Source organism: Bradyrhizobium sp. Leo170 (genome assembly GCF_004296405.1).
Lineage (GTDB): Bacteria > Pseudomonadota > Alphaproteobacteria > Rhizobiales > Xanthobacteraceae > Bradyrhizobium.
Map to the genome: position 1 here is coordinate 39,056 of NZ_PSRR01000018.1, position 11,891 is coordinate 50,946.

General features: G+C 65.1%; 8 protein-coding genes and 1 pseudogene. 4 read left to right on the forward strand and 5 right to left on the reverse strand.

Annotated elements, in window-relative coordinates; all coding sequences use genetic code 11:
- Positions 1–37 precede the first annotated feature (37 nt).
- The 5 genes from CWO89_RS05760 to CWO89_RS05780 form a co-directional block, all read right to left on the reverse strand.
- Positions 38–1,375, reverse strand: coding sequence for an MATE family efflux transporter (locus CWO89_RS05760; protein WP_130577672.1), 1,338 nt, complete (start codon positions 1,373–1,375; stop codon positions 38–40).
- 3 nt (positions 1,376–1,378) lie between these two features.
- Entirely contained in the window at positions 1,379–2,113 is a 735-nt protein-coding gene (locus tag CWO89_RS05765; protein WP_130577673.1) for an MBL fold metallo-hydrolase, read from the reverse strand.
- Between the two features lie 18 nt (positions 2,114–2,131).
- On the reverse strand, positions 2,132–2,437 hold the full coding sequence (locus CWO89_RS05770) for a DUF6460 domain-containing protein (protein WP_165421018.1): 306 nt from the start codon (positions 2,435–2,437) through the stop codon (positions 2,132–2,134).
- Positions 2,438–2,537: 100 nt separating this feature from the next.
- A complete protein-coding gene (locus CWO89_RS05775; RefSeq protein ID WP_130577675.1) occupies positions 2,538–4,190 on the reverse strand; it encodes an ATP-dependent DNA ligase in 1,653 nt (550 codons plus the stop codon).
- Positions 4,187–5,227, reverse strand: a complete 1,041-nt coding sequence (locus CWO89_RS05780; RefSeq protein WP_130577676.1) for a ligase-associated DNA damage response exonuclease — start codon at positions 5,225–5,227, stop codon at positions 4,187–4,189. Before CWO89_RS05780 ends, CWO89_RS05775 begins: the two co-directional genes overlap by 4 nt.
- Before the next feature lie 135 nt (positions 5,228–5,362).
- On the opposite strand from CWO89_RS05780, the gene CWO89_RS05785 reads away from it, so the two are divergent.
- From CWO89_RS05785 to pdeM, 4 genes and pseudogenes are all read left to right on the forward strand, one after another.
- Complete coding sequence (locus CWO89_RS05785) at positions 5,363–6,289, forward strand: class I SAM-dependent DNA methyltransferase (protein WP_130577677.1); 927 nt, start codon at positions 5,363–5,365, stop codon at positions 6,287–6,289.
- Between the two features lie 239 nt (positions 6,290–6,528).
- Positions 6,529–7,755 (forward strand): ABC transporter substrate-binding protein, encoded by a 1,227-nt coding sequence (locus CWO89_RS05790; RefSeq protein WP_130577678.1) that lies wholly within the window; start codon positions 6,529–6,531, stop codon positions 7,753–7,755.
- A gap of 220 nt (positions 7,756–7,975) precedes the next feature.
- A pseudogene (locus CWO89_RS46835) lies at positions 7,976–10,671 on the forward strand (ligase-associated DNA damage response DEXH box helicase).
- 134 nt (positions 10,672–10,805) lie between these two features.
- Complete coding sequence (gene pdeM, locus CWO89_RS05800; protein WP_245475755.1) at positions 10,806–11,504, forward strand: ligase-associated DNA damage response endonuclease PdeM; 699 nt, start codon at positions 10,806–10,808, stop codon at positions 11,502–11,504.
- Positions 11,505–11,891 lie beyond the last annotated feature (387 nt).

Sequence of the window (11,891 nt, forward strand, 5' to 3'; positions counted from 1 at the left end):
CACTGAAGGCCCCGGATTGCGCTGCGCTCCATCCGGGCTACGGCATCTCCGGCTTGAGAAATGACGCCCTGAACAGCGCCGGATAGCGCAGCGCTTCCAATCCGCCGCGCGCGGCGTAGTGCACCAGCAGCGCGGTCCACAGCCCGGCATTGCCGAAGGGGCGCAGCAGGAACCAAGCGGCGAGGAAGATCACGAGCGACAGCACCATCAGATTGCGCATGTCGCGCGCCCAGGTCGCGCCGATATAGACGCCGTCATAGGCGAAGGCGAACACCGCCAGCAGCGGCGACAGGATCACGAACAGCAGGAACGCGCGTGCAGCCTGCCGCACCTCCGTGTTCGCGGTCATGATATCGATCAGCGCCGGCCCGAACAGCGCGAACGCCGCCATCACCGCGAGCGCGAACACAAAGCCCCAGACAATGACCAGCCGGACCGCACCGGCAAACGCATAGCGGTCGCGCGCGCCATAGGCGCGGCCGCAAAGCTGCTCGGCGGCATTGGCGAGGCCGTCGAGGAAGAAGGCGCTGACCAGCAGGAAATTGTTCAACACCGCATTCGCCGCCAGCGTGACGTCGCCGGCGCGGGCGCCTTGCGCGGTGAAGAACAAAAACGCCGTGATCAGCGCTGCGGTGCGGATCATGATGTCGCGGTTGACCGCGAGCATCCGCATCAGTTTTTCGCGCGCAAACAGCGTGCCGGGCGGGATGTCGAGCTGTCCGCCGGTGAGATGCCGCGCGATGAGGATGCCGAGCACCAGCCCGGCCGCTTCCGCGATCACAGCGGCGACCGCCGCGCCGGCGATGCCGAGATTGAACACCAGCACCAGCAGCATGGTCGCCGCCATGTTGACGACGTTGATCGCGATCTGCGTCGACAGCGCCAACGTCGCCCGCGCCTGGCCGATCAGCCAGCCGAGCACGACGTAATTGGCGAGCGCGAGCGGCGCCGACCAGATGCGGATCAGGAAATAGGTCTTCGCGGCTGCCGTCACGCCCTCGCTGCCGCCCATCGCGCTGAGCAGGATCGCCGAGAGCGGCACCTGCAGCACGATCAGCGCGGCGCCGATGACTGCCGCGACGATGAAGCCGCGCACCAGGATCGCACGCAGTTCCTGCGTCTCGCCGGCGCCGAGCGACTGGGCGGTGAAGGCGACCGTGCTCATGCGCAGGAATGCGAACAGCCAGAACATGCAGTCGAACAGCACGGAGGCCATCGCGACCCCACCGAGCAGCGCCGCGTCATCCAATCGTCCGATCGCGGTGGTGGAGACGATCCCGATCAGCGGCGTCGTCAGGTTCGCGATCATCGCGGGACCCGCGATGGCGAACACCTGCCTGCTCGTGACCTCGGCGGATGGGTTTGGTGCGTGCATCTGCTAGAACACCACCACCATGCCGTCGCTGGCAGTGGTGTAGGGCAGCTCGTCCACGCGGCCGAGCATATCATCGCTCATATGGGTCAGCACCAGCCGCTTGGCGCCGATCTCGGGCAGATGCGATTCCAGCGTCGTCAGGCTGAGATGGTTCTTGACGATCTTGTCGTAGGTATAGGCTTCCGCGATGAACAGGTCGGCGTTGCGCGCCGCCGGGATCAGCGCCTCCGTCCATTCGGTGTCGGCGCTGTAGGCGATGACGCGGCCCTCGGCCTCGATGCGAAGGCTAAGGAACGGCCCGCCGGATTCGCCGTGCACCACCGGATAGGGCGTCACCTTCACCGCGCCGAAGCTGCGGCTTTGTTCCGGCACCAGCGGTACGACGGAGAGATCGAAGCGCTGCTTTGTCTTCGACGAATGCTCGAACAGCGCTTCCATCACCTGTGGCAGCCGCGTCTCGATACCCTCAGGCCCCGCGATCACAAGCGGCCGGCTGCGTCGCGAGAACTGCGCATCGAGCAGGAAGAACGGCAGGCCGGCGAAATGATCGCCGTGGAAATGCGTGATCAGGATCAGATCGATCTCATCGCGCGCGATCTCGAGCCGCTTCATGGCCGGCAGCGAGGACGCGCCGCAATCGATCAGGAAATTGACGCTTCTGCCGGTGACGTGGAAGCAGGTGTTCGCGCGGCCGCCGGAGCCGAAGGCGTCACCGCAGCCGACAAATCGCAGTTGCATCGCCCCGGTCCGCGACAGCTAGCGGCCGCGCGGCGTGCCGAACAGCCGCGACAACAGCCAGACCGGGATCACGATCACGGCGCCAAGCAGGAAATAGCGCCACAGCCAGTTGATGGTGTCGAACCCCAGGTCCCACAGCCGCTGGAACAGCAGGCGGATGCTGTGGATGATGTTCCAGGGATCGAATCCAACAGCCGCGAGCACCACGCCGACCAGGATCGACAAGAGGATCAGCCGGAAGGCGACCGACAGCGGCGAGCCGCCGAGAAAGCGGTACAAACCGTCATTCTGGCTGGCCGGCAAGTCACGGACGTCGTCAGGCATTGCTGTCTCCTCGCGGGTCTGCATCCGCATTATAGGCAAGGCGGAGCACATGGGGAACCCGCGCCGCGCCGTCAATGCTTATCATACATGCCTGGAACCTTTAATTTGCCGTCACACTCTTCAGCATCCGCTCCAGCGTCTCCAGCCGGTCGGCCTCGCGCGGCGGCTTGTCCCAGCGCAATCGGTTGATGCGCGGAAAGCGCATCGCGACGCCGGATTTGTGACGTGGTGAGCGCTGCAGACCCTCGAACGCGACTTCCAGCACCAGCCCCTGGTCCGGCTCGTGCACGACGTGGCGGACGGGTCCGAATTTCTCGGTGGTGTTGCGGCGGACGAAGCGGTCGATCTGCAACAATTCCTCATCTGTAAAGCCGAAATAGGCCTTGCCGACCGGCACCAGCTCGTCGCCAGCATCGCCATTGGTCCAGACGCCGAAGGTATAATCAGAATAATAGGACGAGCGCTTGCCGTGGCCGCGCTGCGCATACATCAGGACCGCGTCGATGATGTGCGGATCGCGCTTCCACTTCCACCATTGCCCCTTCGGCCGGCCCGGCAGATAGGGCGCATCGCGCCGTTTCAGCATCACGCCCTCGACCGCTTCCGCATCGAGCCCCGCGCCGGCGCCGGCCGGATCAGCGCGCGCCGCGGTCAGCGCGGGCCAATCGGCGAAGGGGACGGTCGGCGACAGGTCGATGCGCGGATCGGCGAGCTTCTTGATGAAGCTTTCCAGATGCGCGCGGCGTTCCTCGAACGGCAGTTCGCGCAGATCGTTCTCGTCGTCGCCGAGCAGATCATAGGCGCGCAGATGGATCGGATAATCCTTGATCAGTTTCGGCGACACGACTTTGCGGTTCAGCCGCTGCTGCAGCACGTTGAAGGTCTGCACCCGCCCGTCGCGCAGCACCAGCAGCTCGCCATCGATCGCGCCAGGCAGATGCAGCGAGGGCAGCAAATCCGGAAAGCTCTTGGTGATGTCTTCGCCGGTCCGCGAATAGAGCCGCGCCTGCAAGTGCCCGCGCTCGTCGCGGCCGGAGACCGCCTGCACGCGGATGCCGTCCCACTTCCATTCGGCGATGAAATCGGCCGGATCGAGATTCACAAAATCCGCATCCTCGATCGCATGCGCCAGCATCACCGGGCGGAACGGCGCCGGGTCGCGGTTGACAGGTTTTTCGGCCCGGCCCTCCAGCCAGGCGAACAGATCGAGATAGGGCGGCGCCAGCCCCGGCCACATCAATTCGATCTCGTGCGGGTCTTTCTCGCCAAGTGCCGCGGCCGCGGTCTTCGCCAGCCGCGCCGAAATCCCGATCCGCATCGCGCCGGTGACGAGCTTTAGCAGCGCCCAGCGTCCGGTCTCGTCGAGTTCGTCCAGCCAGCGCGCAAGCTGCGTCGGCAGTTCGGTCTTGCCGAGCGTGCGCAGCCGGGTGACGACCTCGGTCAGTGTCGGGGGCGGGGGATTATTGTGGCCCGCCAGCGCCACTTTCGGCCACATCAGCGCCACCGTTTCCGAAAGGTCGCCGACGTAGTCATAGGAGAATCCGAACAGCACCGGATCGGTGCGCTCCATGATCAGGTCGCGGATCAGGCCCGGCTTGGCGTGTTTGAACGACAGCGCGCCGGTGAGCGCCGCCAGCGCATAGCCGCGGTCGGGATCTTCGGTGTCGCGCAGATAGGCCGTGAGCAGTTTGAGTTTATTGTTGCGGCCGGGCTCATAGGCGAGGCGATCCAGCAGTTCGGCGAAACGGTTCATGCCCCGCCTTCCTCGCCCTCGAGCACGGCCTCGGTCTCCTCCTCGTCGCCATAGCCGACGAGGTCGAGCGGACGCGCGGCAAGACCCTTGGTCTTGCACCAATGCACCAGCGCGTCTTCCTGGCCGTGCGTCACCCACACTTCGCCGGCGCCGGTTAAGCCGATCGTCGCGGTCAGCCCGTCCCAGTCGGCATGGTCAGAGATCACCAAGGGCAGTTCGACGCCGCGCTGCCGCGCGCGGGCGCGCACTCGCATCCAGCCCGAGGCAAAGGCCGTGACCGGGTCGAGAAAGCGCCGGGTCCAGATGTCGGAGGTTGCCGTCGGCGGCGCCAGCGTGATGGTGCCGGCAAGCTCGGCCTTCTTCATGCCGCGAACCGGGCGCAAGTCGCCGAGCGCAATCCCGCGGCTCTCGTAATACCGCGTGATCTTCTCCATCGCGCCATGCAGATAGATCGGCGCGTCATAGCCGGCCTCGCGGAGCAGCGCGATCACGCGCTGCGCCTTGCCGAGCGAATAGGCGCCGACCAGATGCGCGCGCTCCGGAAACAGCGCCACCGATGCCAATAGCTTCTTCACCTCGTCCGCCGCATTGCCGTGCCGGAACACCGGCAAGCCGAAGGTCGCCTCCGTGATGAAGACATCGCAGGGCACGATCTCGAACGGCGCGCAGGTCGGGTCGCGCGCATCCTTGTAGTCGCCGGAGGCGACGATGCAGAGATCCTTGCAGGAGACCGCGATCTGCGCCGAGCCCAGCACATGGCCGGCGGGATGCAATTTCACCTTGATGTCGCCGAGCCTGATCTCCTCGCCGTAACGAACCGCCTGTGTGGAGCCGGCAAAATTGTCGCCATAGCGCAGCCGCATCATGTCGAGCGTCTCCTGGGTGGCCAGCACCGCGCCATGGCCGGCCCGCGCATGGTCGGAATGGCCATGGGTGATGATCGCGCGCTCGACCGGGCGGACCGGATCGATATGAAAGCCACCCGGCTTGCAGCAGAGACCGGCGGCAACTGGCATCAGGATGTCTTGGGGACGCATGCCGCCTATATAGGCAGTATGGTCGCGATGTTTAGCTACCCATGCGCCTCTTGACCCGCGCTTCCATCTCCCGGAAAAAGCGTTGTTTTCGGTGCCGGGTCCGAGCCCGGCCATGACGATATGGTTCCTTGACGTATGCCTAGACGTCTCTTCCTGTCCTCCGGCGATCTCGTTGCCGACCGCCGCTATGGATTCGCGCGCGACCTGCAAATGCGGGGCGATCTCGCCGCCGCCGCCGACCTGCTCGAGCAGGCGATCGAGCTCGCACCGCATTTCGTCTCCGCCTGGTTCGTGCTCGGCGAGATCCGACAAAAGCTCGGCGAACGCGAGGCGGCGATCGCAGCTTTCCGCCGGGCCCGCGATGGCGATCCACAGGACCATCACGGCGCCAGCCTGCATCTGATGCAACTCGGCGCGGAAGGACTGTCCGACATGCCGAAGGCGTATGTGCAGGCGTTGTTCGATCAATACGCGCCGCGCTTCGACGAGGCCTTGATGCGCGATCTCGGCTATCGCGGCCCGTCGCTATTGTACCAGGCGGTGCTCTCGGCGCGCGCCGCCGCGAACAAGCCCGCCTCTTTCAAGCGCGGCATCGATCTCGGCTGCGGCACCGGGCTCGGGGCGGCAGCCTTTGCCAAGAACGTCGATCGCTTCATCGGCATCGACCTGTCGCCGGGCATGATCGAGCAGGCGCGCGCCACGGGCCTCTATGCCAATCTCGAGGTCCAGGACATGCTGAACGGCCTGCGCGACAAGGATGACGCCAGCGCCGACCTCATCCTCGCGGCCGACGCCATGGTCTATGTCTGCGACCTCGCACCCGTGCTGTCCGAGGCCGGGCGTGTGCTCGCATCCGGTGGCGTCGTCGCCTTCACCGCCGAGACGCATGATGGCGAAGGCGTCGTGATTGGCGACGGGCTGCGTTATGCGCACGGCGAGTCTTACATCGGTGCCGCGATCGAGGCCGCAGGCCTGAACTTATCCGCGCTGCAGCCCGCCTCCACCCGCAACGAAGGCAAGGTGCCCGTCCCCAGCCTGGTGGTTGTCGCGAGCAAGACGTAAGTGCCGTAGCCCGGGTGAAGCGAAGCGTAACCCGGGACGGCTCGCAGACGCGGAGGCAGATGCCGGGTTGCGCTGCGCTCCACCCGCGCTACGACATCGGGCAAAACTTGAGTCTACACGCTATCTTTTCCGCGCCGCGGAACTGCTCAAGCGGCATTGCGTCGCAAACGCAAAAGTTCGGTATTGCCGAGCCAGGCGGAATCTTGATCATTGTTGTCGTCTAGGGAGAGACAACAACAATGAAAAAGCAAACTAGGCGCGAGTTCTGCGCCACCGCCATCAGTGCGTTCGCCGCATCCACCTTGCCCGCGCCCTATGTCTGGGCCGCCGAGAAGAAATATGATCCGGGCGCGAGCGACACCGAGATCAAGCTCGGCCAGACCGTGCCGCATTCCGGCTCCGGCTCGCTGTACGGCGTGCTCGGGCGCGTCGGCGAAGCCTATTTCCAGATGCTGAACGAGAAGGGCGGCATCAATGGGCGCAAGGTCAAATTCTTGACCATGGACGATGCCTATAGCGCGCCGAAATGCGTCGAGGCCACGCGTCGGCTGGTGGAGCAGGAGGAAGTGCTCGCGCTCTATGGTTCGCTCGGCACCGCGCCGCAGACCGCCGTGCACAAATATCTCAATTCCAAGGGCGTGCCGCAATTGCTGCTGAACACCGGCGCATCGAAATGGAATGATCCGAAGAATTTCAAATGGACCATGGCTGGCCTGCCGCTCTACCCGACCGAAGCGCGCATTCTGGCCAAGCACGTCGTCGGCGTGAAGCCGGACGCCAAGGTCGGCATCCTCTACCAGAACGACGATTTCGGCCGCGATTTCCTGGGGCCGTTCAAGAAGGTGTTGGCGGATGCCGGCGGCAAGGCGCAGGTGATCATGGAGCAGACCTATGATCTCACCGATCCGACCGTCGACTCGCAGCTCATCAATCTCTCGAAATCGGGCGCCGACGTCTTCTACAACATCACCACTGGCAAGGCGACGTCGCAGTCGATCCGCAAGGTCGCCGAGCTTGGCTGGAAGCCGCTGCATTTGCTCTCGGCGGGCTCGACCGGCCGCTCGATCCTCAACGCCGCGGGGCTGGAGAACGCCACCGGCATCGTCGCGATCCGCTACGCCAAGGAGGTCGGCGTGCCGCGCTTCGAGAAGGACCCGGACGTGCTCGCCTTCGAGGAATTGCGGAAGAAATATCTGCCCAATGTCGATCCCGACAACACCATCGCGTTCGCCGGCTACGGCCAGGTCGCGACCATGGCGGAAATCCTGCGCCGCTGCGGCGACGATCTCACCCGCGCCAATGTGCTGAAGCACGCCACCACGCTCGCCGGCTTCCACTCGCCCTATTTCCTCGACGGCGTCAATTTCAGCTACACGCCCGAGGACTACACGCCGATGAAGACACTCTACATCTCGATCTTCAACGGCAAGGACTGGGACATCTCCGACAAGCCCGTGACGGAGTAGGGCGGGGAACTGCTTCATCTCCCTCTCCCCGCCCTTCGCGGGGAGAGGGTTGGGGTGAGGGGCTCTCTCCGCGCAGGCGGTGAGAGACGCGTGTGCGGAGAGAGCCCCTCACCCGGATTGCTTCGCAATCCGACCTCTCCCCGCGGAAGGGCGGGGCGAGGTGAGGAGAGCGCCCCTCGACGAAGCGTCCTCGAGGGCATAGCTCTACCCTGTGCCAGTCCTGACCCAGCCCGTGGCCTCGACCAAGACCGAGCCCCTCCTGCCTCTCCGCTTCCAGAAATGGTTCGCGGCCCGCGGCTGGTCGCCGCGCGAGCATCAGCTCGCGCTGTTGGCGAAAGCGCGCGAAAACCGTTCTGCGCTGCTGATCGCGCCCACAGGCGCTGGCAAGACGCTGGCAGGATTCCTGCCGACGCTCGTGGAACTGAGCGCTGGTGCTCACCTCCCCCTGAAAGGGGGAGGTCGGCGCGTGCAACGCGACGGGTGGGGGGCAGCCACGAGCACGGAGCAAGCGGCGGACCCCCACCCCATCCCTCCCCCTTTCAGGGGGAGGGAGCTCAAACAGCTCGCAAGTGAAGAGAGCGCAAGACCGAACCTCATCTCCACCGGGCGCAGCGTTCGTCGCACCGGCGGCCTCCACACCCTCTACATCTCCCCGCTGAAGGCGCTCGCGGTCGACATCGCGCGCAATCTGGAAGCGCCGGTCGCCGAGATGGGACTGCCGATCAAGATCGAGACCCGCACCGGTGATACGCCGGTGTCGCGCCGACAGCGGCAGCGGCGTTATCCGCCGGATATCCTGCTCACCACGCCCGAACAGCTCGCGTTGTTATTGTCATCCGACGACGCGCCGTTCCTGTTCTCCTCCTTGAAGCGCATCGTGCTCGACGAATTGCACGCGCTGGTGACCTCCAAGAGAGGTGACCTGTTGTCGCTTGGGCTCGCGCGGCTATGGCGGCTCGCGCCGGAGATGCGCGCGATCGGCCTGTCGGCGACGGTCGCCGAGCCGGAACAACTCGCGCGCTTCCTGGTGCCGCAGCAACCGGCCACGCAAATCGCCGCTGATGTCGTCACCGCCGGCGGCGCTGCGCCGCCGATCGTCGAGATGCTGGATACGCGCGAGCGCCTGCCCTGGGCAGGCCACACCGCGCGCCATGCGCTCGGTGAGATCTATGAACTGATCAAGCAGAACAAGACCACGCTGGTCTTCGTCAACACGCGCAGCCAGGCCGAGATGCTGTTCCAGGATCTCTGGCGCATGAACGACGATGGGCTCGCGATCGCGCTGCATCACGGCTCGCTCGACGTCGCACAGCGCCGCAAGGTCGAGGATGCGATGGCGGCCGGCAGGCTGCGCGGCGTGGTCTGTACGTCCTCGCTCGATCTCGGCGTCGACTGGGGCGACGTCGACCTCGTCATCAATATCGGTGCGCCCAAGGGCTCGTCGCGATTGATGCAGCGCATCGGCCGCGCCAATCACCGTTTCGACGAAGCCTCGCGTGCCGTGCTGGTGCCGGCCAACCGCTTCGAGGTCCTGGAATGCCGTGTTGCGATCGATGCGATCGCCGAGAATGCGCAGGACACGCCGCCGCTGCGATCAGGCGCGCTCGACGTGCTGGCGCAGCATGTGCTCGGCTGCGCCTGCGGCGAGCCGTTCCTTGCCGACGAATTGTATGAGGAGGTGCTGACGTCGGCGCCGTACGCGTCGCTGACGCGGGCCGATTTCGACGACATCGTCGATTTCGTCGCCACCGGCGGCTATGCGCTGAAGACCTATGAACGCTTCGCGCGCATCAAGCAGGACAAGCAGGGCCGCTGGCGCGTCGCCAATCCCCGGGTGCGGCAGAGCTACCGTCTCAACGTCGGCACCATCGTCGAGGAAACCATGCTGAAGGTTCGGCTGGTGCGCTCACGCGCCGGCGGCACCGGCTCGACTGGCGCGCTTGGCCGAGCGGCCGCGTGCTGGGAGAGATCGAGGAAGTCTTCATCGAGGGCCTCGTGCCCGGCGACACTTTTGTCTTCGGTGGCGAGGTGGTGCGCTACGAGGCGCTGGTCGAAGACCAGGTCTATGTCTCTCGCGCCAATGACAAGGATGCCAAGGTGCCGTCCTATATGGGCGGCAAATTCCCGCTCTCCACCTATCTCGCCGAGCGGGTGCGCAAACTGCTCGACGATCGCCGTGCGTGGAATGCGCTGCCGGATCAGGTCCACGAATGGCTGTCGCTGCAGAAGGATTTTTCCCGTGTGCCCGCGGTGCGCGAGCTCCTGGTCGAAACTTTTCCACGTGGCAACAAGCATTACCTCGTCTGCTATCCCTTCGAGGGGCGGCTCGCGCACCAGACGCTCGGCATGCTCCTGACGCGGCGGATGGAGCGCGCCCGCACCCGGCCGCTCGGCTTCATGGCCAATGAATATGCGCTCGCGATCTGGGGGCTAGGCGATCTCTCTTTTCTGATCCGGCACGGCCAGCTCGATCTCAACGCGCTGTTCAACCCCGACATGCTCGGCGACGATCTCGAAGCGTGGCTCGCCGAATCGGCGCTGATGAAGCGCACCTTCCGCAATTGCGCCATCATCTCAGGGCTAATCGCGCGTCGCCATACCGGTGAGGAGAAATCGCGCCGCCAAGTACTGTTCTCGACCGACCTTGTCTATGACGTCCTGCGCAAGCATCAGGCCGATCATGTCCTGTTGCGCGCGGCGCGTGCCGATGCCGCAACTGGCCTGCTCGATCTGCGCCGGCTCGGCGACATGCTCGCGCGCATCCAGGGGCGAATCACTCATCGGGAACTGGAGCATGTTTCGCCGCTCGCAGTCCCGGTGATGCTGGAAATCGGCCGCGAGTCAGTTTATGGCGAAGCATCCGACGCGCTATTGGCGGAAGCCGCCGACGAGCTCGTGAAAGAGGCGATGTCATGAGACATCGTAGCAATGGAAATGAATTTTCGGGGCGTATCCCTCTCCACACCGTCATGCCCGGGCTTGTCCCGGGCATCCATGTCCTTTGCTTCAGCGTGTGTGGAAAGGCGTGGATGGCCGGGACGAGCCCGGCCATGACGGAGCAAGTGGCTCTTACTGCCGACCCTCCAAGTACTTTCGAGGTCGCCGGCGTTTCGTTCGCCGCCGATCTCTCCGGCGCTTTGTTCTGGGAAGAGCAGCGCCTGCTCGTCGTCTCCGACCTGCACCTGGAAAAAGGTTCGAGCTTCGCCACACGCGGCGTGCTGCTCCCGCCTTACGACACCGCGGCGACCCTGGGCGGCCTTGCCGCCGTCGTTGCCCGGCATGACCCGCGCATGGTGATTGCGCTCGGCGACAGTTTTCATGACCGGCGCGCGCATGAGCGGATGAGCGCGCAGGATCGCGACGCCATCACCGCGCTGCAGACGCGGCGTGAGTGGATCTGGATATCGGGCAATCACGATCCGGCCCTGCCGTCCGATCTCGGCGGCATGGTCGCTACCGAAGTCGCGATCGGCCGGATCAGATTCCGCCATGAGCCGACCGGCGCCATCGGCGAGATCGCCGGCCATTTGCATCCCAAGGCCCGCGTCTCGACCCGCGGCCGCGCAGTCGAACGCCGCTGCTTCGCCAGCGACGGCGAACGCGCCGTGATGCCCGCCTTCGGCGCCTACGCCGGCGGCCTCAGCATCCGCGACGCCGCGTTTGCAAAACTGTTCGGTACGCCGGCCTTCACCGCGCACCTTCTCGGCGACACCAAGCTGCACACCATCGCCGCTTCCCGCTGTTATTGATTGCTGCCACAAGCGCCGTCCTCATCCCGAGGAGCCGCGCAAGCGGCGTCTCGAGGGATGGGCCACGGGCTCCTCACTCTCCGTCATTCCGGGGCGCGCGCAGCGCGAGCCCGGAATCCATTTGTCTACTTGCGCAAGCGGTAAAATGGATTCCGGGCTCATCGCTTCGCGATGCCCCGGAATGACGGAGGAGAAAATTCGCCAGCGATTCCAACGTGATTTGGTCCGTCCAGCCCTCGTACAAAAAACATTCCGCTTCCGCCGTCGGGCAAATCAGTGATTTAACTCCGCGCGTCTCACCCGAATGAGGGGCGGCTCGCGATCGTCACGAACGTTGCGGTGAGATGCGGTGGACGTGAAGCGTATGACTGACGAGCACGCGCATCA

What these genes read in the sequence shown, in the direction of transcription:
- pdeM (WP_245475755.1), top strand. Translation starts at nt 10,806, where the DNA reads ATGACGGAGCAAGTGGCTCTTACTGCCGACCCTCCAAGTACTTTCGAG.
- CWO89_RS05760 (WP_130577672.1), bottom strand. Translation starts at nt 1,375, where the DNA reads ATGCACGCACCAAACCCATCCGCCGAGGTCACGAGCAGGCAGGTGTTC.
- CWO89_RS05790 (WP_130577678.1), top strand. Translation starts at nt 6,529, where the DNA reads ATGAAAAAGCAAACTAGGCGCGAGTTCTGCGCCACCGCCATCAGTGCG.
- CWO89_RS05780 (WP_130577676.1), bottom strand. Translation starts at nt 5,227, where the DNA reads ATGCGTCCCCAAGACATCCTGATGCCAGTTGCCGCCGGTCTCTGCTGC.
- CWO89_RS05770 (WP_165421018.1), bottom strand. Translation starts at nt 2,437, where the DNA reads ATGCCTGACGACGTCCGTGACTTGCCGGCCAGCCAGAATGACGGTTTG.
- CWO89_RS05765 (WP_130577673.1), bottom strand. Translation starts at nt 2,113, where the DNA reads ATGCAACTGCGATTTGTCGGCTGCGGTGACGCCTTCGGCTCCGGCGGC.
- CWO89_RS05785 (WP_130577677.1), top strand. Translation starts at nt 5,363, where the DNA reads ATGCCTAGACGTCTCTTCCTGTCCTCCGGCGATCTCGTTGCCGACCGC.
- CWO89_RS05775 (WP_130577675.1), bottom strand. Translation starts at nt 4,190, where the DNA reads ATGAACCGTTTCGCCGAACTGCTGGATCGCCTCGCCTATGAGCCCGGC.